The organism is Gemmatimonadaceae bacterium (assembly GCA_036496605.1).
In the GTDB taxonomy this organism is placed as follows: Bacteria; Gemmatimonadota; Gemmatimonadetes; order Gemmatimonadales; family Gemmatimonadaceae; genus AG2.
Map to the genome: position 1 here is coordinate 78,750 of DASXKV010000025.1, position 26,392 is coordinate 105,141.

The following is a 26,392-nucleotide window of genomic DNA, read 5'->3' on the forward strand; positions in this document are numbered from 1 at the left end:
AAAACCTGACGGCTCGCCGCTGGATGGCACGATGCTAGCATACTCGCATCGTGTCAATCGATTAGCATCCGACGCGGGCGGACTTCATGGTCAAGTCACTCTCCGAGCTCGGCAGACGCGAACGTCAGATCATGGACATTGTCGTCCGTCGAGGGCGCGCGACCGCTGCCGACGTGTTGGCCGACCTTCCCGATCCCCCGAGCTACTCCTCGGTCCGCGGGATGCTTCGACTGCTCGAGGAGAAAGGATACGTCAGCCACCAGTGGGACGGGCCGCGATACGTATATCTGCCTGGCGATCCGGCTCGCCTTCGTCGCGACGCCATTCGGCACTTCGTGAAGACGTTCTTCAACGACTCCACAGAAGACGCGGTCGTCGCGCTGCTCGGACCGAACGGCAAATCGATGACACGCGAGGAGCTCGCTCGCCTCGGCGCGATCATCGAGCAGGCGAAGAAGGGCGGCCGCACATGACCGCTCGTCGCGCTGTCGTCGTGCGTCTTACTCGCTCTGTCGTCGCTGGTCGTGCCGGCGATCCTGATTCACGCGCCGCTCTTCGCACAAAGCGGAGGTCCGGCCATATCACGCGCGACTGTCGCGCACCTGCACGCTCCGTCGCGGCGACGATCGCCGGCGCACCTCGCATGCAACGTCCGTTACCAAGTTCTCAATCCGCCTGGCGTTGGCCTGTCGGATCGATGCCGGCGCCCGCTCACCCGCTGCTCGCGATCTGGATCATCGGATGCGTTGTGTTGCTCGCTCGCGACGGCATCGGCTGGATCCGCGCGATGCAGCTCGCGCGGCGCGCCGTCGTCGCAAATGATCGCGATATGACGCGAGGGCTCGCCGAAGCTGCGAGGACTGTCGGATCGAGGCGCCAGATCGTATTGGCATACAGCGTCGACGTGGAATCGCCGATCGCATTCGGCATCGTGAAGCCCGTCGTGCTACTGCCGACCGAGGCGAGGTCGTGGTCGGCCGCACGTCTTGGAGCAGTGCTCGTTCACGAAGCCGCGCACGTGTCACGCCACGATTGTGTCTCGCAGGCCATCGGCCGACTGGCGTGTGCAATGTTCTGGTTTCATCCGCTCGCCTGGCGCGCGTTTGCTCACCTCTGCAGCGAGGCCGAGCGAGCCGCTGATGACTGTGTTCTCAACTCGGGAATTCCGGCGCTCGAATACGCGTCGCACTTGCTCGATCTCGCGCGCCGCGCGACCGACGCGAGACTCGACCTCGTCGCCGTCGGAATGATCACGCAGACTGATCTCGAACGGAGGTTCATGAGTATGCTCGACGGTACGCGTTCTCGCGCCACGGTCACGGCCCGCGCTCAAGCCGCCACGATGGCCTTCGCGCTCATGATGATTGGTCCGTTGGCGTCGTTCCGCGTCACCGCGCCTGGCCTGCAGTCTCGCGCCTCGCTTCGGCAAGTGTTACCACCGCGTGCAGCGGCTGCGACGCGGCCGGCAATCGCCGAGCGGCGTGCTTCGCAGATTACAACCGTTGCGACGTTGCCCGCGATGAACGTGCGAGCGGCTGCGGTCGAGTCGCCAATCCCACCCGTCGCGGTCATTGCCAGCGTGACGCCGAACGCGGTCAGTCGCCCCAATTTCTCGGGCAAATGGACATCCGATACCACCCAGATTCACACCTTGGAATTTGACTGGGTCGTGGCGGATTCGACGATCCTCAGGCAGACGGACGACGCGATCTCGATAGAAGGCCGCGGTCACATCATGACTTCGCTGACTCGCCGTCTCTTGCAGACGCAGAATTCCTTTTCGAACATTACCTTCGATGGCGCACCGAGCACCGGTTACACCGTCAGGGGGAACGCGGAAGCGAATGTCACTGTCGGGGCAGTCTGGATGGGGGACACGCTGATGCTCACGAGCCACTCCCGAGGCGGCCACGAATTTTATACGATCGAACGGATGTGGCTGAGCGCTGATGGGCAGACGTTGTTCGAGACGAACCGGAGCTTCGTCGATGGCAAGGATCGCTGGGGCGGCCTGACATTCATTTGGCACCGCATGGCGCCGTCACCTAACGCACGTTGAGACTGGTTGAGCTGTGCCCGAACAGGTCCACTCTATAGTGCTCATACTTGTGGCACTCATTTGCGGGTGTGGTCGCGTCTCGTCGGATCAAGGCGAGCCGGATCAACATGTGATCGCATTCGATTCGACGTCGATGCGCCTCGTTTCCGGGCCTGATACCGTGCGATTGTCGGTCGAGCTGGCTGCGAGCCCTGCGCAAAGAACCATGGGTTTGATGGAAAGGCATCACTTGGCGGAAAACGCAGGAATGCTCTTTCTGTACGACTCGACCCAACCGCCCAACGCTGGCTACTGGATGTTCAGAACGCGAATTCCCCTCGACATTGCGTACTTCGATGCAGCGGGAGTGGTGCGCGCCATACGCGCGATGCAGCCTTGCGAGTCCATTCTGGCACAGGGCTGCCCATCGTATCCGCCCGACGTGCCGCATCGCTACGCGCTCGAAGTAAATAGCGGCTTCTTTCAGCGGCACCGGATCGCTCTCGGTAGCATTGCGCTGTTGTCCGACTTGCCTTCGAGGTACTCAGCGTCCGAACATCGTGCAACGTCATCAAAGTGATGACCGCGATGACACACCGGTCCCTCTCGGAGGACCTCATGGCTCTGGTTTCGACGCTCGGCCGGTCGGTATGCCTAACGACCAGCGTGCCGGGAGCGCGACGCCGACCATCGTGGTTTTCGCCGGGCCGGAGGACCTGGTCCTGCTGGGCGCGATCGGGCTCGAGGCGCTGAATCTGCGCGTGGACCTCGGGTGCAAGGAGCTGGTGCCTGGGGGCCCTGCCCGCGGCAGCCATGCTCTCGCCTATCGATTACGGCATCGGACGATGCTCCCTCAGATTCCAGAGCAGCTTCGAGCCGTTGCCGCGGCGCAGCGCGGCCACATCGGTGCGATAGCCGAAGCCGGCGAAGCCGCCGAGCTCCCCGCGCGTCAGCGCGCGCGTGGCCGCGCTGTCGAGCCGCGGAACGTCCTCGAGTCTATAGACGATCACCGGCGCATAGGTCACGGCCGAGGCGTACTCGCCGGATGGCGGAGTGACTCCTTCGCTCAACTTCCGGCCCGCGAGCACGGCGACCTTGTTCGGCTGCGGGACCGGCGTCCGGTCGATGAACAGCTCGGGGTCGTAGAAATACTTCTGTAGCCCGTTCGCGCTGACGCGGTAGATCGTTAGGCTCTGCTGGCAGCATCCGGTCTTGGCGCCGAACAGAAAGACGAGCCGCCCGGCGCGATAGAAATCCGCCGCGTACACGAGATGTGACGTAAGGAGGTTGCCGAGTCCGTTGAACTCCTCCGGCGCCGGATCGTAGCGACTCGAGTCCTGAAGCACTCGCGTGCCGGCCCTCGACAGGTGCAACTCGATCTTGCTCGCCGCGCCTGGAGCGGAGCTGTCGCCGCGGAATACGAGGATGGAGTCGGGCACCGAATCGCCGTCGAGATCGAGCGCGTGGCGCTCGAGGACGGATGAGGCGCCGGCGCTGTCCTTCGCGGCTGGCTTGGCGGAGGAGCAGGCGGCCAATGTCATCCCCAAGAGCAGAGCGATGGAAGAAATGCTTCTGTGGTCGGCTACAGCACTCAACTTTGTGCTCCTCCAAGATGCCATGCAACCTTTGGCGCGCAGGCCGCGCCGAGGGCAAGCACTCGCGCACCGCATCCCACGTTGTCGTGACGAAACAGACTCTCTGGTGCCAATCGTAACGACTGAATCGTTCTTTCAGCTCGATTGCTTCGCACGGATAACCTCGGCGCCACCGAGCTCCGCCGCGAATTGGTGGACCATGTCGCCATTGGCATCGTCAGCGCAGAACTCTACGAATTCGTCGTGTGAAACGAATGCTCGGTTGTACCCGACCAACGGGATCAAGTGTATGTCCCACCCGCAGAGAATGCCGACCTGGACGAAAGTCACGAGATCGGCGCCTTCGTAATCACGAAAGAGATGCGCTGGCGCATCTTCCAGCGGTCGTAGCTCTCCGTATGACTGCCGCAGTCGATAATAGAGCTGCCAATTCTGCGAACTCCAAATGTCCCATGCCGTGACCCACAGCAAACAGGCTTCTCTCGGCCGAAGCGATCGCTCGAGATATTGGCAATAACTGGTGAGCCCGACGAGCGATGGAAACGGTGCCCGAGCGTACAGCGGTTCCGAGCTCGGATGAGTCGGCCAGCCATGCTGGTCTAGCCTAAGGACACCGTCGCATCGTACGCGCGCTTCTTCAACGGTCAGGTAGTGCATCGTCGGAACGTTATTCTGGGGCTTAGTGGCATGGGGCAGCGCAAGGAGTGGATGATTGTCTGCTAACGATGCTGCTGGCAACTGCGTAACGAACCATCCGACTGCTTCATGAACTCGGCCGCGAGCAGAAGAGAAGGGGACTATAGCGCGGATGCGCGACGAGCCGCTCGACGCGGGCGATGTCGATGCCTGGATTTGTGCGATTGGTCGGATGCTCGATGACGCTACCCCATTCCTGGAACCCCTGCTCGCCGGCACGAAGGCGGCCCGGCACAACCTCTATGGTTTCTACGAGTGGAATCGTCGCGGAATCGAAAAGCGTTAGGCATGCCATTATTCCAGCAGTTCCGCCCTGCTCCCGAGCGCCGAGCGAGTGAGCTGGCGCACCTGTGCCGCCTCGGCATCACTCAAAAGCCGCTTCGGGATATACACCGGCTGAAGTTTGGATAAGAAAAAGAGGAAGAACTCTGGCGTCTCGATCGCCTTCATGACCGAGCTCCATCGCAATGTGCCGCTGGACATCGGTCCTCTGACCTCGAGCCCCCAATCGGCCACGCCGACGTGCTGGGTGCCCTGGGAGCTCGAGCCGGTCCGGACCTGTCGCTTCGCGGCCCACCGCGCGGCCAACGGCGGGCCGACGATGATGATCAGCATCGGACTCAGTCCCAGGAGCAGGAGGGGAATGCTGATTGCGCCAAATCCGCCATGTCGCCATTGCCGGTATGTCACCGGCACGGTGTTGAACGAGACAATGACGAGCATGAGAAGATACCAAACCCACATCGAGCCCGTCTTGTGCGCCGCGACCATCGCAACGCGCGTGACCTCGGTCGGATCCAGCGTGAATCTCGTCTGCACGAGCGGTGGAGACATCGACGCTGCCGGTGCCGGCGTCGTGGAAGCACCCGTCGTCCCCGGATACTCGCGGAAGAATCTGCGAAGCTGCTCCATCTCACTCGCTAGCAGGACACGCTTCGGAATGAATTGTCCTGCCTGAGCGGACGTGAAATACAGAAAGAACGCTCCTGTCTCTGTGGTGCGGACGACCGCTCGCCACTCCGTGAAGCCATCCGCGCCGACTGAGCCCGAGCGGATGCCCACGGGTGAGAACTCGGCGTGTAGATCCTGCGTCCAGTAGGCACTGTTCCGCCTCAACATCCAAGCCAGATAGAACGGCAGGCTCCAGAAGAGCAACACGACAAGACCGGGAACAAATAGCAGCGCGATCGCGAGAGGCGTCGCAACGACACCAGCGACGATCAAAACCGCGACGACAGCAATCATCGTCCAGGCCAGCCGTCGCACGGTTCGCACGATCGGAGTAGCGTAGTTGATCGCTCTCAGCGCGCGTGCCATCTCGGCGAGCGAGGTGGAAAAGAGAACCGATACTTTATCCATTGGGTGCTGAGGAACCAGGAAAACTCATCAAAGAAACTCACACCGATGCCTACGATCCGATGGCGCGGGAGAGAACAAGCCAAAGAAGCGACGCGGCGCCGGATAAGAGGAGCAGCGGTGTGGCGCCATACTTTCAGCGACCGGGTGCTACCGTCGCTACTTGTGAATCGTTAGGCGCAACGAACATGGCGATCTCTTCACGCTCGTTCAAGCTGTCGGCTCGGGACGTAGGCGCACTAATGCGCCAGGGAACGGCACCGCCTGAATAGGCGCAGGAGTTGCAAGCCGTCCAGTCCCTTTGATGCGAGGCGGCACGTTGCCGCGGCGGCGATACGGTGATGACGGACGGCCACGAAGGCATCAGGCTGAGGTCCGCTTTGAAGTTGGCGGCGAAGCATGGGCCGTCTGGGAAGACCTTCGCAATCCGGCCTGCCCGTCGTTGGTGTTCGAAAATACGAAGAGCGCCCGCCGCGTATCCGAGTATCCTCCGCATTGGCGCCAGCTCCCGGCCGAGGAGCTCCATGCGCTCAGCTGGTCGCGCTAATCACCGGTGCCGGCCTATGAAATCGAAGCTGATTCACAAGAACGGTGAAAGAACCTTCGCGCTCGTGTTCGATACCGGAGACGAGCCAATGACGTCGCTCTCGATCTTCGCCAATCAGCTAGGTCTCGCTGCTAGCCACTTTACGGGCATCGGCGCGTTCAGCGGGGTCGTGCTCGGCTATTTCGACTGGAAGCGAAAAGAATACGACCGAATCCCAATAGATGAGCAAGTCGAAGTGCTTTCGCTAGTCGGCGACATCTCCCTTGCTGAAGGTAAGCCGACAGTGCACGCGCACGTTGTCGTCGGTAAGGCCGACGGCACCGCGCACGGTGGACATCTCCTCGAGGCACATGTGCGACCGACGCTCGAGATCGTGCTCGTGGAATCGCCGGTCCATCTTCGGCGTGCGTACGACAGCGAGAGTGGTATTCCACTCATCGACCTCGACGCGTAACGGTCCGACCCCTTCGAACGAATGAGGCTCAATGCATTCACGTTCGTTGCCATCGCCTCCGCCGTCCAAGCGTTAGCCTGCGACCGCTCGGATGCGACGACGAGCCGGGCGCAGAAGGCCCACCTCCATCCGGCATACAGTCGCGCTGTCGCCGCGATCGCCCGGCGGCAAGCAGTTGACGACAGCGTCGCGGTTCCCGGAGCGCGAAGTATTCTGTTGACGGAAGGCACCAAGGCGCCGCGCGTGATCGTGCTTCTGCACGGCCTCACCGACTCGCCGCGGCAGTTCGAGGCGCTCGCATACCTGTTGCGCGCCGATGGGAACAACGTATACGTGCCGCGGCTCCCGCGGCACGCGCTCCGCGGCGGCAGCGTGAGCGCCCTCTCCGGCCTTACCGAGATGGAGTTGCGCGCAGCCGCGGACTCCGCGGTCGACGAGGCGCGCGGCCTCGGCGATTCGCTCGTAATCGTCGGCCTGAGTATGGGCGCGACAATGGGCGCGTGGATCGCACAGGAGCGGCAAGTAACGCGGGTGGTCCTGATCGCGCCGGCGATCGAGCCGGGAGTAATCCCGTCGCTGCTCGACCGGCCGCTCGTGGGTCTCGCCGACCATCTGCCGAGCATCACGCGTCCGTGGCCGACCGACACGACCCGTCCAGACCGCGAACCGGGATTCAATTCACGCGCGGCGGCGGCGATCTTCGAGCTTGGACGCTTCGTCCTGAGCGAAGCCACCAGCAGCGCTCCGCGCACGCGGGATATCGTCGTACTGGTGAACGCCAGCGATCGCACTGTGAAGGAGTCCGCGACGGAAGCGCTCGCGCGGGAGTGGTCGAAGCGCGGCGGACGGGTCTCGATCTTCGAGCTTCCGGACTCGCTGCGTCTTCAGCACAACATCTTCGATCCGATCCGCGGTCGCACCGGCGGCGGTGCCGTGCTCGCGCTGCTTCGCGAGCTCGCGTACGGCCGGCCGCCAACGGCACTGGTCGGGCGAATGACGGTCTCTCAGGCTCGCAAGCGCTCCGTCCTACTGGCCGTCGTTTCGTATGTGCTAAACGGGCGGGCTCTCGCTGGCGGCGTCAATGGCCGCGGTGGGAGGCGGTTATTCCGAGAGCGGTGATTCGGCGTAGTAATACTCGATGCAGAGCTTGATGGTATCAGCCCAGACAGCCTCCCGTCGATCAAACGGCGCCCGTCAGTATTCTGCGCTGCGACGTGACAGCACACGATGGTCTCCTCTATCATCCCGCCTACATGACCTCGCCGTTCTCCCGCGTATGCTCCTCCAAGCGGTCGAGTAATTCGTAGCTGTGCTCCAAGCGGGCCAAGCGGTTGACTGCCCCGTCGAATTCCTCTCGAGGCACGTTCGGGCAAACCGTTTTGAGACGTTTGGCGATTTCTTTCCGCAGTATGTCGACCGCGACCGCTTCCCCATTCATTGGCCGTCCCGGCTTTCGCGCGAAGTGTTGTTCTGAGCGCGTCGAGTATGAGTTGGATCACCAGAATTTGGTTCGCTAGTCATTCATGGCCCTCGGTCCCGCTTTCAGAACTTGTCGTCGCGTGTTCGATCGCCTGATGCCACCGCTGCGAACGAGCGAGCTGGTCGACCAACTCTTCGAACTCTGCTCGTGGAATCCTGGAGCAAATCGAGGCGACAGAACTCCTGATGGCCACACGAAGGGATCCGAGTGACTCTTCGTCTGCGTGCTCTTCAGCGCCCACATTGCCCTCAGCGACAGGTCGCGCTTCGGTACGGCACAGAACGGACCGCGCCACAAACGATTCGTGGCCTTTCTCCACATTGCTGCGTGGGGAACCACGTTTGTGACGGTGACATGACGACCTTCGCGCAGTATTTTCGCGGTATGCCGATGGAGATTGCCCTCGCTTCTCCTGGGCTGTGTACGATCGAACCCTCACCGTGCGCGACGGAGCGACCATGGATGCCCGAACGCGAGTGTTTCCCTTCGACGGCGAGATCTGGACGGTTCGCGAGCAGCTGGCGCCACCGGACTGGGTGCCGACCCTGATGTTCAGCACGGATCTTCGGGCCCGGCGCGTCCGCAGATACCCTGACGCGTGGTACGAGCTCACGGAGCGAGAGCTGAACGTCCTCGCGTGGGGCCGTTAGGCAAGGAGAGCCAGCGCTGGCGTGACCGACGCAAAGCGCGGAGCTCCTGGTGCAACATCGTTCGTTAGGCAGCCCACCATCGACGCGTAGTTACGGCTACGGCGCGAGATCCGGATTGCCAGGCAGCGAGTTCCGTCGTGTCTCGGCTGCCATGGGCCGAGAATCGGCGTAATACTCGGCGATGCAGCGCGACACGAGGCGCGCCACGAAGTCATCGCGGTCCGGTCCGCGCGCCAGGCGTTGCACGGCGGGGACCGTCTCCAGCGCCTTTTTGAATGCGATGAGGAGCAATTCGGGAGGCCAATTCTTCAGCTCCGCTTCGCGGCAGAGGTACCGCAGCGCGTCCCTGACTCGCGACGATGACTTCGGATCGCGGTCGGCGATCCTGTCGCCTAACGCCGCGTGCAGCGCCGCCACCCCTTCAATGCTGAACATGGGTTTCGGGTGCGCCGTGCCCGCGACCACGTTCCCGGATCGAACCGATTCCATCATAACGACTCCAGGTCGATTCAAATTGTACGGGATAACGACCTACGGTACGCTTTTCCCGTGACCGACGCAACTACATATCTACCATTCGCTTAGGGGCGTGGTTTGGTGCGATTTCGTACAAAATTGTGTCTTGTACGAGGTCGCACAAATCGAAATCTCCTGTTACGGCGAGCGTAAACGTTTAGTTTATGTAAGCGCGCCGACGTCCGCCGCCGGCGCGCTCATCAGCCTTCGACATCAGGCTCGGGTTGTCGTGAGTCCCTCCTCCTGCCGTCCGACTGGATTTTCCAGTTCTCGCCTGGCGGACGAGGAGACTTACAATGCAATCCCGATTGTCCGCCTCGGCGGAGCCAGCACGCAATGCGCTGCTGACTGCGCTAGAAGCTGCGGAGTATTCGCAGCTTCTCGAATACTCTGAAAGCGTCGAGCTGAAGCTTCGGGAAGTCCTGTACGAAGCCAATGGTCCGATCACGCACGTGTACTTTCTCGCTCGCGGTGTCGCCTCGATTATTGCGCCCGTCGGCGACAACACGAGCGTGGAAGTGGGTACGGTGGGAAACGAAGGGCTCGTCGGACTTCCGTTGCTCTTCGGCGTCGATCGCGAGCCCGCCAAGGCGTTCATTCAAGTGGCGGACGGCGGGATACGCGTGACTGCCGCGGCATTTCAGAAGGCGGTCGCCGAGAGCGTTCCGCTGCGCGCGCTCTTCCTTCGATATGCGCAAAGCTACATGAGCCAGGTAAGCCAGTCGTCGGCGTGCAACCGGGCACACTCCATCGAAGAGCGTTGCGCGCGGTGGCTCCTGATGACCCACGACCGCGTGGCCGCCGATGAGTTTCCGCTAACGCACGAATTCCTTTCGCTCATGCTCGGAGTTCGTCGCGCGGGCGTGACGGTTGCAGCCGGTGTGTTGCAAAAGGCCGGTTTCATCGAGTACACGCACGGCCACATCAAGATTGTCGATCGGAAAGGGCTCGAAGGTGCGGCTTGCGCGTGCTACCGAATCATTCGCGACAGTTACGACGGCTTATCTCGGCCCCTCAGTTCCTGATCGGGCGCAGCGTTCGTTCACTCATTGCCCAAGATCGCGCGACCTTCTTTGCGAAAGGTCGCTTACTTGAACCGCTCGACCGGGGCTTGCAAGTGAGTGCGAGTCTGATCCGACTCGTACAGCATTGCCGCGCCAACCAGGCCTCGCAGCCGGTGCCCCATTCGAGCAAGCGGTGGCACTTTCTCTATCAAGAACGCGGCGAGGCGTAATTGCCCGTCAGCCGACATCGGTAACTGGCTCGCCACGTACGCCTCGAGCGTCGGTACCGTCACCCCAAGCTCGACCGCCAACTCTTCCTTCTCGAACCAACCCGCTTCTACAACTTTCGTTAGCAAGCGGCTCGCATACGTCGACCCAGATTTGTACGTCATAACGAGTTTTCAATGGTGGAAATGGCGTATACAAGAACGGTGCCGAGAGGCTCGAAGGAGCTCACACACATGAAGCATTAACTGATCAAGCTCGAAAGGCTTTACGAGAAATGTTGTGGCATAATCGCAATGCCGTCGGCGTAAGTCGCGAGCTCGCGTAGGAACTTCCCATCGAACTGGCGCGACCTTCGTGACACGGTGCTCTTCGAGGTACGCTTCTCACGCGAGAGCGCGAGCCGGATGACAACGCATCCAATCCGATGTGGCGCCTGACTTGCAAACAAAACGGGGCTTCGCCAGTGCGGTGGCGAGACTGCTGCGCGCAAAACAGTTCTTTGGTGTCGGCGAGGAGTTCCTGACCATCCAGCAACTAAGACTTCACCGTCGCGAGCAGCACTCGCAGACGTCACCTGCTGCGCCGCAAATCCAGTCGCAAAACGACGAAAACGGCGAAGTGTTCTGAGCGCTACACGTGTTATCCCTAGCGCGACTGCTGTCGGAGGCGGGAACCGCATATAAAGCGGAACCGCGTATAAAGCGGAACCGTGTATGAAGCGGAACGAATTCGGACTGTCGGCGCGGGAAGCGCGCCTTCCTTGTTCGCGCCGCTGTTCAAGCGGCTCCGCAATTCACGCGGTTTCCGCCCCACACGTGGTTTCCGCCGTTCACCCGGTTTCCGCCATTCACTCGGTTTCCGTCGTTTAAGCAGAAAAAGTCAAACCGTCGAAGTTGAGCGAGACTAGGCGCGAGGAGATGGACACCCAGCGGCTCAGTCGCGAGCCATAGCACTCGAGCGAGGTGAGGAGCACGCGTGCGCGTCGGGGCGCACGGGCGAAATGAGGCGACATCGCGATGCGAAACTGGGGAACGACAAGAGATCGACGTGCGGGACCATCGCGACTGTCGACGTGGAGCGCGAGACGGATCGCCGTGTTCTGGATCGTTTGGCCAGTCGCCATTCTGGCGATTGTCGCCCTGGCAGCTCTCGTGAGCCGGCACATCTACGGCGATTTCGTGGAAGTACGAATGGATCTTAGACGAGGGAATCTGATCGGACTTAGTGGCGCGGCGATCCTTCCTCCGATGGCTCTCACGATCCTCTGGAGGCAGATGCGAGGGCGTCGCCGCTCACGATCGAAAGCACGTCGACGATGAGCGGCGCCCTGCGAAGGCGAGAGCCGCTCTCTTGACCTTATACCATGGTACAAGGCGCATGCTCCTATCGGCAGCAGGATTCGAACTATGCGCATCGGTGAACTCACTCATCGCAAGCGCGATTCGAGCGCAGAGCGTCCGATGAGCCAGACGATGGCCGAAAAGGATACGGAATCGGTGGATCTGGTCGTCATCGGCACGGGAGCAGCGGGAACCGCTGCGGCAACGCGCTGCCGAAAAGAGGGTTGGCGCGTTGCCATCGTCGATGACGAGCCCTTTGGCGGAACATGTGCCTTACGAGGCTGCGATCCGAAGAAGGTGCTGGTGGGGGAGGCCGACATTCTCGATGCATATCGTCGCATGCGTGGATTCGGTCTCCATGGTGACGACGCGCGGATCGATTGGCCTGCGCTCATGCGGTTCAAGCGAACCTTTACCGAGCCGGTTCCAGAAAAGCGCGCGGCGGCATTCCGCGAGGCGGGCATCAACGCCTATCACGGACCGGCGCGCTTCGCAGATGAAAATACGCTGCTCGTCGGCACGGAGCGGATAGACGCGCGTCACTTCCTCGTCGCAAGCGGCGCCGAACCGCGACCGCTCGGAATTCCCGGTGAGGAGCATGTCAAGACGAGCACCGACTTTCTCGAGCTCGATGTTCTGCCGAAGCGACTCGTGTTGATCGGGGCAGGCTACATCGCATTCGAGTTTGCTCACATCGCTCGACGCGCTGGTGTCGATGTCGTGATGTTCGGACGGGGCAGGGCACTGACGCAGTTTGACGAGGACCTCGTTGACCGACTGGTCGATCACACGACCGCGATTGGTGTCGACGTCCGCCTCAACGCGCCAGTCACATCAGTTGTCCCGAAAGGCGGAGAGCTCCGAGTACACTTCCAGCGTGGAATTGGACATGATGATTCCGTGAGCGCGAACCTGGTCATCCACGCCGCGGGCCGAGTGCCGAAGACACGGCACCTCGCCCTCGACCGAGCAAGCGTGAAGACCGACAATCGCGGAGCCGTCGACGTGAACGAGTACCTGCAGAGTGTATCGAACCCTCGGGTATACGCGGCGGGTGACGCGGCCCTGCCTAACGGGTCGGTGCCGCTCACGCCGGTGGCAGCGCACGAAGGACTGATCGTCGCGTCGAACCTCCTCCACGGCAACACGAACAAGTCAAACTATCGGGGCGTGCCGAGCGTCGTGTTCACGGTGCCGCCGCTGGCGCGCGTCGGGATGAGCGAGAGTGACGCGAGAGCCCAGGGCCTGGCCGTTCGCGTCAAGTCGGACAACACCGGTGAATGGTTATCGAACCGCCGGACTCGCCAAACCGCCGCCATGTTCAAGACGATTGTCGAAGAGGATACCGATCGAGTCTTGGGCGCACATCTCCTGGGACCGGGGGCCGAAGAGGTCATCAATCTCTTCGCGCTAGCCATTCGCCACGAGATCAAAGCGCGGGATCTTGCCCACATGCTCTACGCGTATCCGACGAGCACTTCCGATATCGCATATATGTTGTGAGCGCAAAGGAGAGGTCGACATCCCGGCTCTGGCCGGTTCTACTTAAGCTCTGCGTATGGGCAGGTGTGGGGCATCGTGGAACTCCTCTATCCTGAGCTGCACTAGATCTAACGACTCTCAACATACCGTACGCGAGCTCGATCATGCTGCGTTCAATCGTTAGGCTCGTGAGTGCGATGGGCTACTGGGGCATCGGGCTGCTCATGGCCGTCGAGAACGTCGTGTTGCCCCTTCCGTCGGAGCTCATCATGCCCTTGGGCGGCTTTCAATGCGCGCGAGGCCGTCTGAACCTGCTCGAGACAATTCTCGCCGGCACGATCGGCTCTGTCGTCGGCGCCTTACCACTCTACGGCGTGGGCCGCGCGCTGGGCCAGGAGCGCGTCACGCGCTGGGTGGGCAGACATGGCAAATGGATCCTTCTCCGCGGGCGGGATCTCGAGCGTGCCGGCGAGCGCTTCGAACGACACGGCGGCTGGGCTGTCTTCTTCAGTCAGTTATTACCCGGACTCCGCGGGCTCATCTCGCTGCCAGCCGGCTTTGCCGGAATGAACATCGCACTCTTCATTGCGAGCAATTTCGCGGGAACGCTCGTCTGGTGCGGCGTGCTTGCTTACCTGGGCTTCTTGCTTGGCGTCAACTATCAGCGGGTCCACACGTACATAGGTCCAGTCGTGTGGATTGCTCTCGGTGGGCTGATCGGTTGGGCGATGCTATGGCTGGTGAGTCGCCGGCTGGCGGCAAAGAAGCGAAAGAGATCGAGCGGGTGAAGGCAGGGCGCTTTCACGGATTTCCTGGAATGACCACGGTGCGCCTCGCCTTGACAAAGCCGCAGTTGCTTTGGCCCGACGTGGCGTAGGGCATGAGCAGTGCAGACCATTCGACTATGACCGCCGCGTCGCCGAGGCGTGGGTCCAACAGAGCATCGGCGATGCGGCCGCAGAAAGCGGCTTTCAGTTCGCGATTCTTGACGCGGCGGACGCGCTCGTCGGTGTCGTTTGGGCACGACGGCGACCTGCGCTCCGGACGATTTTGGCGGTTGTGGCGGAGCCGAATCGAGCAAGTCGCCGCGTGCTCGAGGTGAATGGCTTTCGGCTCGTCGGAACGCGCGGCGTGGACGAACGGGGGGATGCCGCATTGATTTATGAGCTCGAGCTCTCTAACCAGCTGCCTAACGAACTCTGAAACCTGTTCCCGCACAGCTGTTGCCCAACGATCTACAACGTCGAGAGCGCCCGATGCGCCTGCAATCCATTCCGTCGGCATTGATCGCAGGACTCCCGCAGGATTTCCGCCTCGCCACGAGGCGAATTCTGCGAGCCCCCACCCTCGCGACCGGCATTGTTCTGACCATCGGCCTCGGCCTGGGATCTGCGGCTGCAATTTTCGCGACCTCGGAGGCTGCACTGCTGGATGCCGTTCCGTTCCCGCGGCCAGATCGGCTCGTGCACCTCTGGGAGCTTCGCGCGCACTCGGACGAGGGGAGCCCGACTTCGTACCCGACGCTGCTCGCGTGGCGGGCGCGCGCGAAGAGCTTCAGCGCGCTCGAGGGCTACGATCCTTCCAACTTCATCGTGGGCCTTGGCGACGCTGCGAACATGGTGCGTGGCGCGGAAGTCACCACCGGGCTCTTCAGGCTCCTAGATGTGCCGATGGCTCGCGGTCGCGACTTTGTCGCCGAGGATGCGACACAGGGCACCGATGTCGCCATCGTCAGCGAGCGCTTCGTCCGCTCCGCAAACGGCCGGAACCCGCTCGGCATGACGGTGAGGGTCAACGGCGCCCCGCACGTCGTCATCGGCATCCTGCCGAGCACCTTCAGCTTCGCACTCCTCCAGGATGCCGACATCTTCGTGCCGCTCGCGGCGGATGCGCAGCGACGTGCGGACTGGACGAATCGCTCGATCCGCGTCATCGGACGGCTGCGCGATGGCGTCTCGCTCGCGCGAGCGCAGGCAGATCTCGGGTCGGTGATGGCGGCGCTGGCGCGCGAGCAGCCCGCGGCGCTGTCGGGTCGAGGTGTCATGGCTCTGACGCTGCGCGAGGCGTTCCTCGGCAACCTAACGACGATCATGGCGACGCTCCTCGGCGCGGTGATGCTCCTGCTCGTCGTCATGGGAACCAACCTCGCGTTGCTCATGCTCACGCAGTACGTGTCGCGGCGGCCGGAGCTCAGCATGCGATCCGCGTTAGGCGCGACGCGCGCTCGCATCCTCCGTCAGTTGCTCGTCGAGAGCCTGCCGCCCAGCCTCCTCGGCGCCGCGCTCGCGATGGTGATCGGGCAGATGATCGCAGGGGAGCTGGTGTCGACGATTCCGGACGGGGTCAGGATCGGCATGCCGTACCTCGCGCACGCCGGCCTCGATGCGAGGGTGATCGCCGTCATGCTCGGCATTGCTATCGTGCTGCCGGTCGGATTCGGCCTTTGCCCGGCGCTACTCACGACGAAGCGGCAGATCCACGTCCTCGGCGCGCGCATCACGAGCTCGCGCGGCGATCGGCGGCTCCGGCAGGGACTCGTGGCCGCACAACTTGCGCTCACGGTCGTGCTGCTCGTCGCTTCGGGCCTGCTCATCGTGAGCTTCCGCAATCTGGTGGGACGCGACGTGGGCTTTCGAAATCCAGAACAGATCGTAACCGCTCGCGCGCCTCTCGCCGGACCGCGCTACGCGGCGCCTGTCGCGCAGCAGCAGTTCTACGAGGAGGTGATTGCTCGCGCTGCGTCGCTGCCAGGCGTGCACAACGCCGGCATGATCGACGAAGTGCCAGGCGGTGGTCGCGGGTTCACCACGTTCGAGCCGTCGGATCGACCGACACCGAGGTCGGAGCAGCCGCGCGCAATGATGCGAATCGTCGGCGGTCGGTACTTCGCGACGATGGACATCCAGATTGTCGCGGGGCGCGTTTTCGACTCGGGGGATCGCGCCGATACGCGGCGCGTCGCGGTGGTGAGCGCGGCATTCGCGAAGCTGCTCGCGACGGATGGCGCGACGCTGGGGCGCATGGTGCGATTGGCTGGCGCGGGCGACAGTACGTGGGAGGTGGTCGGCATTGTCGGCGACGTGCAGGTCACGGCGCTCGACATCGATGCGCCGCCCACCGTCTACCTGACCCACCTGCAGTGGCCGGAGAACCGCATGACGCTCGTGCTGCGCACGAGCGTTGGAGCGGCATCAATCGGCACGCAGTTGCGGGCGATCGTGAAGAACATCGATTCGGACGTCCCAGTGTATGCGGTGACGACGATCGCCGAACAGCTCAGCCAGTCCCGGGCGGTGTTCAGCCGAAAGTTTCCGATGATCTTGTGCGTCCTATTTGGTGCGGCCGCGCTCGCGCTCTCGCTCGTCGCCTTGTACGCGATCTGTCTCCACGACGTCCTCGCGAGGCGCCGCGAATTCGGCATCCGCATCGCGCTGGGTGGTGCACCCAGCTCGATCCGACGATTGATCCTCAAGGACGCGCTCATCGTTAGCGGAATCGGTAGCGTCGCCGGCGTGCTCGTGGCTATGATGGCCACGCGATCGATGCAGGCCGTGCTGTTCGGCATCGCCGCGTTCGACTGGCGCGTGTACGGTCTCGTCGTGACGAGCGTTCTCACGGCAGCGGTGGTGGCGACGATCGCGCCGGTAGTGCGCGGCGGCTCGGTCAATCCTATCGCCGCGCTGCGCGCCGATTAGCCGCGTCGATGGTGCGGCGAAGGTCGCCACATCCAGTGTCAACACGCCGAAAAGCAGGGTCCGCAGTGTCCGTGTTACCCCCGAACGCGCCGTCCAGACCGATCACGAAGGGCGGTCCATGAAGAGCGCGTGATAGATGAGGTGCACGCTAGCCGCGACGGCACGTTGGAGATTTCTGTCGCGACGCCGCGATGCTTGCGCCAGAAGATCCCAGAACGTCGAATCCAGTACACGCGCCAACGCATCGACGTCGACGTCCTCGCGCGCGCCCGGAAGCTGCTGCAGCCGGCGGAAGACCGCGGCGACGCGCGCACTCGTCCACGCGTGAATCCGTGCCTGCTTCGCGGCCAAGTCTTCGTCGGTCAACACGGCTTCGCGCCAGGCGCGGTACGCGCCCAGGTAGTGAAGATCGCGCTCGAAGGCGCGCTGCAGGAGCTGGTGCAGAAGCCCACGAGCGTCCTGTCCGGGCTCCGGCTCGAGACGCAGGGTGCTCAGGCCGGTTAATAAGTCACTCATCAATGACAAGAGCAGTTGACGCTTCGACCGATAGTGCTGATACACGGCGCCGACCGGCATGTCCGCTTCTTGTGCAATGGCTTCCATCGAAGCCGCCGTGTAGCCGACTTTGCCGAAGAGGCGCAGTGCTGCCGCCTCGAGACGTTGGCGGCGTTTCATGCTCCTCGCCTGCTTCGGTGGCCCTGGCAGGTCCTCCGACGCGAGCAGCTCCGGCTGCTCAGGGATCGCTGCCGAGCGTTTCACTCAGCGGTTGAACACCCACGCGCTCACGACCGCGCCGGCAGCGGAGATGAGCATGAGCCCACCGAATGTCGGCGCCGCGGCTGGCGCGAGATTCGGGAAGACTGCAGGAAAGAATGCAGTAGCGAACGCGTCGAGCACCAGCGTCGGCAGGATAAAGAGCGTTACGGCGCTCGGCCAGCTCTCGCGTGGCACGCGGAGCAATGGAAAGGCGAGACGGACGACGAGTCCCGCCAACAGAAAATTCAGCGCGTAAGCAGGGATGGTCCGGCCGACCGACGGCGGGTGAATCGTGGCTGGCCCGGCGAACCGGAACACGATGGTTCCGAGCACCCAGAGGGCAACACCGGCCAGTAGCGCTCTGCTGAACATGCCGAGAATATGAATAAAGATTCATGTTTCGACAAGAGACGCGCGCGAGCCCCTTGCAGTGACGGGTCGTGCCTACTCCGCGCGCAACGCAATCACCGGATCGACGCGTGCCGCTCGTCGCCCGGGAATCCAGCTTGCCAACACGGCTGTTATGACGAGCACGATCACGATTCCGACATACGTTATCGGGTCGCTCGGCGTGAGATCGAACAGGAACGTCCGCAACACTCGAGTCGCGGCGAACGCACCGGCCAGGCCGAGCGCGATTCCGACGCCGACTAGCGCAACCCCCTCGCCGATCACGAGGCGCTGGACTTTCGCGCGCTCGGCGCCGAGCGCGATGCGAATGCCCATCTCGCGAGTGCGCGCAGTCACCACGAACGAGAGCACGCCGTAGATCCCGATGGCGGCGAGCGAGAGCGCCGCGATTGCGAACGCCGTGAGCAACGCGGCCCGGAAGCGCTCCTCGGCGGTCGCCGCGGCAGCGCGCTGCGTCATCGTCTGCATGTCGTACAGGGGAAGTTGTGGCGCTACGTCGTGGACGGCACGGCGAACTTCGTTACCGATCGATGCGGCGTCTCGCGACGTTCGGACGAAGACGATCACGCGGGGCTGCGGCGACTGCGACTCGAGCACGTAGGTGGTAGGGCCCGGCGTCGAGTCGGGCAACTGCCGCACGCGGGCGACGATGCCGATCACCTCGGCATCTCTCACGCCACCCATGCCGACCGAAACGCGCTTGCCGATCGGGTCCTGGGTGCCGAAGAACATCTTTGCCGCGCTCTCGTTGAGCAAAACGACCTTCGGAGTGCTGGCGCGATCCTCGGCGGTGAACGGCCGCCCACGCAGCAGGCGAACACGCATCAGCGAGAACCAATTCGGCGTGACCCAGTCGACGCCGGTCAGCTGCGCGTAAACGTTGCCTAACTGCGGAACGTCGGGCCGAAGCAGTGTTGTCATTACGCATACTCTAGTCATCGGCGCGCAACTGTCGAGCGCGGCGTCGGTGACCCCGGGAACGGCGCGGACGCGATCCAGGATCTGCGAGTAAAAACCCGGCATGGATTCGAGAGCGACCGAGCCGGGTGGCAACGTGACGCGGAACGTGAGCACGTTCCTCGCGTCAAAGCCAAGACTCACGGACAGAAGGTTCGCCAAGCTGCGAACCATGAGCCCCGATCCCGCGAGGAGCACGAGCGTCAACGCGACCTCGGCGACGACGAGTGTGCGTCGGCCGATGCCTGCACCCGCCGAGCTTCGAACATTCTTGAGGTCGTCCGTGAGCGACGCGCGCACGGCTCCGAGCGCCGGGGCCAGGCCGAAGAGAACGCCCACCACGAGCGACGTGGCCAGAGTGAAGGCGAGCGCGCGCCCGTCGAGTGCGATCGACGAAAATGCAATCGCGCCGATCGTCTCCGTCAGGCGGCTCGAACCGCGGAGGACAGCGGATGGGTCGATCGTGCCGAGTGCGTGCACCCCGACCCACGCGACGGCGATGCTCGCGAGCGCACCAAGCAACGCGAGCAGCAAACTCTCAACGAGGAACAGTCGAACGAGCCGGCCGCGGCCGGCGCCGATCGCCATTCGCACGGCAATCTCGCGTCGCCGGGCACTCGCGCGTCCGAGCAGAAGATTCGCGACGTTGACGCAGGCGATGCCGAGTACGAGCCAGGCCGCACCGAAGAGGATGAGCAGCGATCGCTTGACCGAGGGGTCTAGTCGTGCGTTGTCGAGCGAAGACGCGGCGACCTGCCACGCGAGCTTGCCCATCGGGTTCGGGAATGCGTTCGCGGCGCGAGCGCCGAGCGTGGCCATTTCATCAGTTGCCTGCGACTCGGAGACGCCGGGCGCGCGGCGAGCGACGAGGGAGAAGGGGTACCACTGCGGTCCAAGAGTCGCGGTTGGCTCGGCCATCACCGGAAGAAAGACGTCCGCCTGACCGGTCAGTCCGCGAAAATCGTGCGGCCCGACGGCGATGATCGTCCACGGCTCGCGATCGATGTCGATGGTGCGGCCCACGATCGACGGATCGGCGTTGTATCGACTCTGCCAGAGCGCATACGAAACGATCGCCTCGTGCGGCGCGCCGACGTGGGCGTCGATTCGCCGGTCGAAGTCGCGTCCGCGGTTAGGCGAGAGCCCCAGCGTGCGCAGATAAGTGGCGCCGACGTATTCGCCGTTGATGCGCTCGACGTCGCCGCTGGTGAGCGTGAGCTGTGAGCTGGTATAGACGGCGAGCTCGCTGAAGCTCCGCTGGGCCTCGCGGAGCGTCGTGAACATCGGGTACGCGAAGCCGATGGTCTGGCTCGGCCGACCGTCTTCCGCGGGAAGTATCAATGAGACTTTCATCAACTCGTTTGGCCGCGCGTACGGGAGAGGGCGGAGCAGCAGCACGTTCACAGCGCTGAAGATCGCCGTCGTCGCGCCGACGCCGATGGCGAGCGTGAGGATAGAGACGGCCGTGAACGCCGGACGCCGCGCGAGTCCGCGGGCCGCGTAGCGAATGTCCTGCATCACGCTCTCGATGAATTCGTTGAGTCGCATGCGGCGCTCCCGTCGATTGGCGGTCGTATGGAGTTGAAGATAGACCTGGTCGAGCGTTTACAAAACGAGCACGCGAACTGGCGCCTTGTCGAACTGTGAGCTCGGTGAGGCTTGACATAACAACAAACGTTGATATAATGGATCATGGGCATCAACAGCATTGCCGACGTCTCCCGCTCGGCGCAGCTGTTTCACGCGCTGTCCGATGAGACTCGGCTCGGTATACTCGAGAAGCTGCGGAACGGTGAACACTGCGTTTGCGACTTGCAGGATGATCTGGACGCAGCGCAGTCGCGCCTCTCGTTCCACCTTCGCGTGCTGAAGGAAGCGGGTCTCGTGGCCGATCGAAAGGAAGGTCGCTGGTCATACTACAGCATCTTGCCCGAAGCCCTCACCGAAGTGCACGACCTCGCCGTCGCCATGCAGCCGTCGAAGTTGAGAGTGCTCGCGCGCGCAAACGGGCGCTGCTGCGGCTGAGTCCCCATCGTCTAACGAATCCAGCTTGTACTCCACAGATCAACGTTTCTTGATTATCGAGGATGAGCCCATGACACCACTGTCAACGCAGCAAAGCGACGACCTGACGGCCGCGGTGAAGGAGAAATACGGCGCCGCGGCACGACGCGTCCTCTCGGGCGAAGGAGTTCCTGCCGAGTGCTGCGGCTCGAGCGGGTGTTGTGGCGGCGCCGCCACCGCATCCTGCGATCCGATCTCATCGAACCTCTATGTCTCTGGCGAGACCGACGCCCTGCCCGAGGCGGCGGTCCTTGCCTCGTTAGGCTGCGGGAACCCGACGGCACTCGCGGAGCTTCGCGAGGGCGAGGTTGCGCTCGATCTGGGCTCGGGCGGCGGGATCGACGTGCTCCTCTCGGCACGGCGTGTGGGTCCGACCGGAAAGGCGTACGGTCTGGACATGACCGATGACATGCTCGCGCTCGCACGGAAGAACGCCGCTGATGCGGGCGTGACGAATGTCGAGTTCCTTCGCGGCCGAATCGAAGAGATTCCGTTACCCTCGAACTCCGTCGACGTGATCATCTCGAATTGCGTCGTGAACCTTTCCGGCGACAAGCAGCGGGTCATCGCGGAAGCCTTCCGCGTGCTCAAGCCGGGCGGCCGATTCGCCGTCTCTGACGTGGTCGTTCAAGGCGAGCTGCCGCCGGATGTGAAGCGCAGCATGGAGCTCTGGGTCGGCTGCGTTGCTGGTGCGCTCTCCGATGCGGAATTTGTGAAGCTCCTGAGCGATGCCGGATTCGAGAACGCGAGCGTCGAGGTCACGCGGACATATGAGGTCGAGGACGCAAGAGCCTTCCTCGTGAACACCGGCGTCGACGCCGATCGCATTGCGCGTGACGTCGCCGGTCGCATTGGGGCGGCCTTCATCCGTGCAACGAAATCTGCGGTCGCACCAGTGAAGCCGAAGTCGAGTCGTACCTGCGGCTGCGCCGATGACTGTTGCACCTAACGGCGATACACTCCTTATCGCGGAGGAACTCCGCTGTGATCATGACTGATACTCTCACCGCCGGGGCGAAGCTGCGCTCCGCGCAGCCCAGCGATCTCCCGGGAATTGAGCAACTGCTCACGGCATCACATCTTCCGCTTGCGGGCGTGGCCGAAACGCTTCCCGGGTTTGTCGTCGCCGAGTTCCACGGCGCGATCGTGGGCACCGCCGCCCTCGACGTGTGCTCCGACGATGCGCTCCTCCGCTCAGTCGCTGTCGCGCCCGAGTGGCGCTCTCGCGGTCTTGGCCGCGCCCTCGTCACTCGCGTGATCGCCGATGCCGAAGCGCGTGGGCTTCGTGCACTCTATCTCCTCACGACGACCGCCGAGCACTACTTCCCGAGCTTTGGATTCCGGCAAATCAGGCGGGATGAGGTGCCGGCTGATATCCAGGCCACCGAAGAATTCCACGGTGCCTGTCCTGCTTCGGCCGTCGCGATGTGTCGCGACTGCGCTGCGAGGTCCTGACTTCAGCACTGAGTACCACTCACTGTTCGCGCCCCGCGATCGGGAGCTGCATCGATGCGATACGCGCTGATCTCCGACATTCACGCCAACCTGCCGGCGCTCGAGGCGGTGCTGGCGGACATCGACGCACGATCCGATATCGCAGCGACGTATCACCTCGGTGACCTCGTCGGATACGCGCCGTGGCCTAACGAGACAGTGGAGCTGCTACGCGAGAGAAAGATCCCGGGTGTGGCGGGGAACTACGATTCTACCGTTGCCACGGACTACAAGCACTGCGGTTGCAGGTACGAGGATGCACGGCAAGAGGAGCTGTCGCACCTCTCCTACGAATGGACTCGCAAGCACGTCTCGGCCGAGACGAAGGAATTCCTTGGTGGGCTCCCCTTTCGCATCGACCTCCGGCCGCTTGGTGGACATATCGCTGGGCCAACGGTGACGCTGCTGCACGGCAATTCGGTGCTCAACACGGTGTATGTCTACGAAGAGCGGCCGGACTCCTTTCTCGAGAAGATATGCGGCGCGGTTGGCGCGCGGGCAGGGGACATCATCTGCTTCGGGCACACGCACAAGCCGTGGCGACGCGTCGTGAGCGGCGTCCGCTTCGTGAATACCGGGAGCGTCGGCCGGCCGAAGGACGCCGACTGGCGAGCCGGGTATGTGTTGTTCGACGTTGGGATTGGTGAGCCGCGCGCGGAGTTCGTGCGTGTCGTGTACGATGTCGAGCGAGCGGCGCGAGCGATCCTCGAGAGCGACCTCCCTAACGACTTCGCCGACTATCTCCGAACGGGCGGGAAGATCACGGCAGCTGTGAATGGCTGATCGCGCGCGGTACGACTGGCGCCGATACGCCGCCGAGGCGCTGGGAACGTTCGCGCTCGTTGCGGTTGGACCAGGTGCGGTTATGGTCGCCGCGAAAACCGGCGCGTTCGGAGTTGAAGGCGTCGCGCTCGCGTTCGGGCTGGTGATCACCGTCGCGGTTGCTGCGACGGGGCACCTCGGCGGAGCACACATCAACCCGGCAGTCACGATCGGATTCTGGTCAGTGCGGCGGTTTCCTGGACACGACGTCGTGCCCTATGTCGTAGCGCAGTGCGCCGGCGCAATCGCCGCGTCGGCCGTCCTGTCATGGATCCTCGGTCCGGTTGGAAATCTCGGCGCAACGATTCCGGCGCTAACACTCGGCCGCTCCTTCGCGGTGGAGGCAGGGTATTCCGCCTTGCTTGGATTCGTCATCATGGGCGTGGCGACGGATGCGCGCACGCCGGCCTCCGTTGCGCCCTTTGCAATCGGTGCCACGGTCTTCGCTGGTGCGCTGGTGACCGGGCCACTCACTGGGGGGAGCTTCAATCCAGCGCGCTCGCTGGGACCGGCCATTGTCGGTGGGATTTGGACCGCCCATTGGCTCTACTGGGCGGCGCCGATTCTCGGGATGATCCTCGCAATGCGGTGTTATGAAGTGCTCCGCGGCGCGAGTGTGCCGTTAGGGTCGTCTGAATCCCCGTTGGGCGTTGAAGGGCCGCTAGACGCTGTTCCCGCGAGTCAACGCGCTGCCGCCGACCAGCTATGACAAAAAAATCTCAGTTGGCGCAAGGGCGTCCTCACACGCCGCTCCGTAGTGTCCGTCTCGCTCCGCGATTAGCGATCGAAGATCAACCGCGACTTCGTTCGCAGCAGACGATAGTCGGAGGGCTCGAGATGTCGCGCGGTAACGGAGAGTGGGTCGCCCGCGAATGTACCCTCCAGCTGCACCACGTTGCCGGTGCGCGTCCAACGGAGTGTACCCTTCCGGTCGGCGCCGCAGTCGAGAGAAATCGTACTCGACCCGGCCGACGCTGCTCGCTGACAGTAGATGAGCGAATCGCTCTCCAAGCGAATGCTGATGCCGAAGGGCTCCATGAAGATGCGGCGCCATCGCGGTGCGCTCGCGGAGTTGGATGTCGCGTTCGCGCCTTGCCGCGTGACGACCCAGCCTCCGTCGAGCGCCGTCGATGGGAGCGAGTATCCAGACGCGAACTTGCGCGCCACGACGATCGACGAAAGCATCACGCTGCCGACGACCAGGAATTTCACCGTCCAGCGAACCGGCGTGGCGATCCGCTCGTGCAGCGGCGACGGCAGCGCGGGCACCGCGACACGGTTAAGGATGAAGACCGCATACAGCCGCGGAAGCTCATAGACTACGAGCACCGCGGCGGAGAGCACGATCATCGTCGCGTACAGCTTGACCTGGACGCCATATGCGATGTTGAGCATCGCCACGTTGCCCATCACCGCGAGACAGAGCAAGGCGCCGAGCGTCGCGGTGCGGCGGAAGCAGAGGAGGAGCACAACCGCCAGCTCCATCACTCCAGCGAAGAAGCTGTAGGGATAGGAGTACTGCATGAAGCTCCACAACAAGCTCATTGGCGTCAGGTCGCCGACGCGCTGGTCGAGCGTAGTCGGGAAGAGCGGTGGAAATTGCTCTCGCCAGAGCTTGGAGACGGCGTAGCTCGCTATGCCGAGCGCGATCGAATACCGAAGCAGCACTTTCAGCGCCTCGCCGAGCCACCTCCCGCGCGCGCGCCGGCGATCGGCGAAGGTCCACGCCGCAGCGCCTAACGCGGCGATCAGGATGGAGAGCAGGAGCCGGCCGAACTCCTCGCCGACGTCGCCGTTGTCGCCTTGATAGGCGTACGGCATCGGCCCCGTCATGTGGAAGAGATGCCGCGCCACCCAGACGCCCGGCGGCGTGAAGACGTGGCCCCATGAGATCGCGAGCCCTTTCTCACTCGAGCCGCCGCCGCCTAGCGAGGGATAGTTGTTGAGGAGGAGCGGCAGGTGGTAGAGGGCGAATGCGATGAACGCGAAGCGCTCGACCAGCCGACGCAGAATGCCGTCGCTGTTCGCTGGTGCGACGGGGTCACCACTCGGCCGGGAATCACCAGTGGGTGTCTTCAGCTCCGTTAGCGTCGCGGCTTGACGCGTATCGATCGTTACGGACATGGATGCAGATGCAGTGGCTGCGCGAGACTTCGACGACTGCCGACGACGAGCCGAGTGCGCTATTCGCCGGCATCTCGGCTCGATTATGCACCACCGCGTCGGTGGCCGGGTAGAGGGTCGCGACCCCTACCCTCCGCCCTCTACCCCTCCACAGATTCCCTCAGCCTCGCCGCCGTGTGCGAGTCTCCCCAAGCCCGGCCCGACCCTAACCACTTCTCTCATGTCTACCGCGACATTGCCTCGAAGCTCCCGAACGAACCTGTGGCTCTGGATCGCCCAGGGAGTGCTCGCTCTGGTGTTTCTCTTCACCGGCGGATCGAAGATGGCGATGCCCGCCGACGTCCTCGCCGCGCAATCACATCTGCCCGGGATGTTCATGAAGTTCATCGGCGTGTGCGAGATTCTTGGCGCCTTCGGTCTTATTCTCCCGGGACTGCTCCACGTGCGGCCCGGATTGACGCCCCTCGCTGCCGCATGCTTACTAATCATCATGATCGGTGCAACGGTGAGCACGGCGATCCTACTGCCGGTAGCGCTGCCGATGCCAATCGTTGTTGGGCTGCTCACGGCATACGTCGCCTATGGGCGCTGGCGGCTCGCGCCTCTCGACGGCGCCGCGCGGCCGAGCGAGGTCGGGGCGGCGCGCTAGGCGTCGATTCTATTCCGACCGCAGCGCGATCGAG

General features: G+C 63.2%; 27 protein-coding genes. 18 read left to right on the plus strand and 9 right to left on the minus strand.

The features are described from left to right. The first annotated feature begins 86 nt into the window (after window positions 1–86). The gene (locus VGH98_08625) at window positions 87–473 is read left to right on the plus strand and encodes a BlaI/MecI/CopY family transcriptional regulator (protein ID HEY2376023.1); all 387 of its coding nucleotides are present in this window, start codon (window positions 87–89) and stop codon (window positions 471–473) included. Window positions 474–643: 170 nt separating this feature from the next. Then, a complete protein-coding gene (locus VGH98_08630) occupies window positions 644–2,059 on the plus strand; it encodes a M56 family metallopeptidase (protein ID HEY2376024.1) in 1,416 nt (471 codons plus the stop codon). 809 nt (window positions 2,060–2,868) lie between these two features. Here VGH98_08630 and VGH98_08635 read toward each other — a convergent pair. Beyond that, complete coding sequence (locus tag VGH98_08635; protein ID HEY2376025.1) at window positions 2,869–3,579, minus strand: hypothetical protein; 711 nt, start codon at window positions 3,577–3,579, stop codon at window positions 2,869–2,871. 189 nt (window positions 3,580–3,768) lie between these two features. Continuing rightward, a complete protein-coding gene (locus VGH98_08640; GenBank protein HEY2376026.1) occupies window positions 3,769–3,963 on the minus strand; it encodes a hypothetical protein in 195 nt (64 codons plus the stop codon). 478 nt (window positions 3,964–4,441) lie between these two features. Between VGH98_08640 and VGH98_08645 the strand changes: the two genes are divergently transcribed. Then, window positions 4,442–4,615: a hypothetical protein gene (locus VGH98_08645; protein HEY2376027.1), complete on the plus strand. Its 174-nt coding sequence runs from the start codon at window positions 4,442–4,444 to the stop codon at window positions 4,613–4,615. Window positions 4,616–4,623: 8 nt separating this feature from the next. Here the strand turns inward: VGH98_08645 and VGH98_08650 are convergent, their stop codons facing one another. Then, a complete protein-coding gene (locus VGH98_08650; protein ID HEY2376028.1) occupies window positions 4,624–5,688 on the minus strand; it encodes a YcxB family protein in 1,065 nt (354 codons plus the stop codon). Between the two features lie 560 nt (window positions 5,689–6,248). Between VGH98_08650 and VGH98_08655 the strand changes: the two genes are divergently transcribed. The 3 genes from VGH98_08655 (at window position 6,249) to VGH98_08665 (ending at window position 8,816) form a co-directional block, all read left to right on the plus strand. After that, window positions 6,249–6,686, plus strand: a complete 438-nt coding sequence (locus VGH98_08655; protein ID HEY2376029.1) for a PPC domain-containing DNA-binding protein — start codon at window positions 6,249–6,251, stop codon at window positions 6,684–6,686. Window positions 6,687–6,707: 21 nt separating this feature from the next. Beyond that, window positions 6,708–7,805 (plus strand): alpha/beta fold hydrolase, encoded by a 1,098-nt coding sequence (locus VGH98_08660; GenBank protein HEY2376030.1) that lies wholly within the window; start codon window positions 6,708–6,710, stop codon window positions 7,803–7,805. Window positions 7,806–8,585: 780 nt separating this feature from the next. After that, the gene (locus tag VGH98_08665) at window positions 8,586–8,816 is read left to right on the plus strand and encodes a hypothetical protein (protein HEY2376031.1); all 231 of its coding nucleotides are present in this window, start codon (window positions 8,586–8,588) and stop codon (window positions 8,814–8,816) included. 96 nt (window positions 8,817–8,912) lie between these two features. Here the strand turns inward: VGH98_08665 and VGH98_08670 are convergent, their stop codons facing one another. Next, window positions 8,913–9,308: a hypothetical protein gene (locus VGH98_08670; protein ID HEY2376032.1), complete on the minus strand. Its 396-nt coding sequence runs from the start codon at window positions 9,306–9,308 to the stop codon at window positions 8,913–8,915. 320 nt (window positions 9,309–9,628) lie between these two features. Here VGH98_08670 and VGH98_08675 point away from each other — a divergent pair, with 320 nt between their 5' ends. Then, entirely contained in the window at window positions 9,629–10,357 is a 729-nt protein-coding gene (locus VGH98_08675) for a Crp/Fnr family transcriptional regulator (protein ID HEY2376033.1), read from the plus strand. 62 nt (window positions 10,358–10,419) lie between these two features. Here VGH98_08675 and VGH98_08680 read toward each other — a convergent pair whose 3' ends face one another. Continuing rightward, window positions 10,420–10,728, minus strand: a complete 309-nt coding sequence (locus VGH98_08680; protein HEY2376034.1) for a hypothetical protein — start codon at window positions 10,726–10,728, stop codon at window positions 10,420–10,422. Between the two features lie 262 nt (window positions 10,729–10,990). On the opposite strand from VGH98_08680, the gene VGH98_08685 reads away from it, so the two are divergent. The 5 genes from VGH98_08685 to VGH98_08705 all read left to right on the plus strand — a co-directional run bounded on the left by VGH98_08685 (window position 10,991) and on the right by VGH98_08705 (window position 17,081). Further along, the gene (locus VGH98_08685; protein HEY2376035.1) at window positions 10,991–11,191 is read left to right on the plus strand and encodes a hypothetical protein; all 201 of its coding nucleotides are present in this window, start codon (window positions 10,991–10,993) and stop codon (window positions 11,189–11,191) included. Window positions 11,192–11,970: 779 nt separating this feature from the next. Beyond that, complete coding sequence (locus VGH98_08690; protein ID HEY2376036.1) at window positions 11,971–13,407, plus strand: NAD(P)/FAD-dependent oxidoreductase; 1,437 nt, start codon at window positions 11,971–11,973, stop codon at window positions 13,405–13,407. Between the two features lie 143 nt (window positions 13,408–13,550). Then, window positions 13,551–14,174 (plus strand): DedA family protein, encoded by a 624-nt coding sequence (locus VGH98_08695; GenBank protein ID HEY2376037.1) that lies wholly within the window; start codon window positions 13,551–13,553, stop codon window positions 14,172–14,174. Between the two features lie 70 nt (window positions 14,175–14,244). Continuing rightward, window positions 14,245–14,589, plus strand: a complete 345-nt coding sequence (locus tag VGH98_08700) for a GNAT family N-acetyltransferase (protein HEY2376038.1) — start codon at window positions 14,245–14,247, stop codon at window positions 14,587–14,589. 53 nt (window positions 14,590–14,642) lie between these two features. Then, window positions 14,643–17,081: an ADOP family duplicated permease gene (locus tag VGH98_08705; GenBank protein ID HEY2376039.1), complete on the plus strand. Its 2,439-nt coding sequence runs from the start codon at window positions 14,643–14,645 to the stop codon at window positions 17,079–17,081. 102 nt (window positions 17,082–17,183) lie between these two features. On the opposite strand, the gene VGH98_08710 is transcribed toward VGH98_08705, so the two are convergent. From VGH98_08710 to VGH98_08720, 3 genes are all read right to left on the minus strand, one after another. Then, window positions 17,184–17,756, minus strand: a complete 573-nt coding sequence (locus VGH98_08710) for a helix-turn-helix domain-containing protein (protein HEY2376040.1) — start codon at window positions 17,754–17,756, stop codon at window positions 17,184–17,186. A gap of 84 nt (window positions 17,757–17,840) precedes the next feature. After that, complete coding sequence (locus tag VGH98_08715) at window positions 17,841–18,209, minus strand: DUF5367 family protein (protein ID HEY2376041.1); 369 nt, start codon at window positions 18,207–18,209, stop codon at window positions 17,841–17,843. Between the two features lie 72 nt (window positions 18,210–18,281). Further along, window positions 18,282–20,753 (minus strand): ABC transporter permease, encoded by a 2,472-nt coding sequence (locus VGH98_08720; GenBank protein ID HEY2376042.1) that lies wholly within the window; start codon window positions 20,751–20,753, stop codon window positions 18,282–18,284. A 144-nt stretch (window positions 20,754–20,897) separates the two neighbouring features. On the opposite strand from VGH98_08720, the gene VGH98_08725 reads away from it, so the two are divergent. From VGH98_08725 to VGH98_08745, 5 genes are all read left to right on the plus strand, one after another. Next, complete coding sequence (locus VGH98_08725) at window positions 20,898–21,230, plus strand: metalloregulator ArsR/SmtB family transcription factor (GenBank protein ID HEY2376043.1); 333 nt, start codon at window positions 20,898–20,900, stop codon at window positions 21,228–21,230. A gap of 70 nt (window positions 21,231–21,300) precedes the next feature. Beyond that, a complete protein-coding gene (locus tag VGH98_08730; GenBank protein ID HEY2376044.1) occupies window positions 21,301–22,218 on the plus strand; it encodes an arsenite methyltransferase in 918 nt (305 codons plus the stop codon). Window positions 22,219–22,259: 41 nt separating this feature from the next. After that, window positions 22,260–22,724: an arsenic resistance N-acetyltransferase ArsN2 gene (gene arsN2, locus VGH98_08735; protein ID HEY2376045.1), complete on the plus strand. Its 465-nt coding sequence runs from the start codon at window positions 22,260–22,262 to the stop codon at window positions 22,722–22,724. A 54-nt stretch (window positions 22,725–22,778) separates the two neighbouring features. Further along, the gene (locus tag VGH98_08740; protein ID HEY2376046.1) at window positions 22,779–23,546 is read left to right on the plus strand and encodes a metallophosphoesterase family protein; all 768 of its coding nucleotides are present in this window, start codon (window positions 22,779–22,781) and stop codon (window positions 23,544–23,546) included. Next, entirely contained in the window at window positions 23,539–24,294 is a 756-nt protein-coding gene (locus VGH98_08745; protein HEY2376047.1) for an aquaporin, read from the plus strand. The genes VGH98_08740 and VGH98_08745 overlap by 8 nt, the downstream gene beginning before the upstream one ends. 68 nt (window positions 24,295–24,362) lie before the next feature. On the opposite strand, the gene VGH98_08750 is transcribed toward VGH98_08745, so the two are convergent. Continuing rightward, window positions 24,363–25,709: a hypothetical protein gene (locus VGH98_08750; protein ID HEY2376048.1), complete on the minus strand. Its 1,347-nt coding sequence runs from the start codon at window positions 25,707–25,709 to the stop codon at window positions 24,363–24,365. Window positions 25,710–25,929: 220 nt separating this feature from the next. On the opposite strand from VGH98_08750, the gene VGH98_08755 reads away from it, so the two are divergent. After that, window positions 25,930–26,358: a DoxX family protein gene (locus VGH98_08755; GenBank protein HEY2376049.1), complete on the plus strand. Its 429-nt coding sequence runs from the start codon at window positions 25,930–25,932 to the stop codon at window positions 26,356–26,358. Window positions 26,359–26,392: the final 34 nt, after the last annotated feature.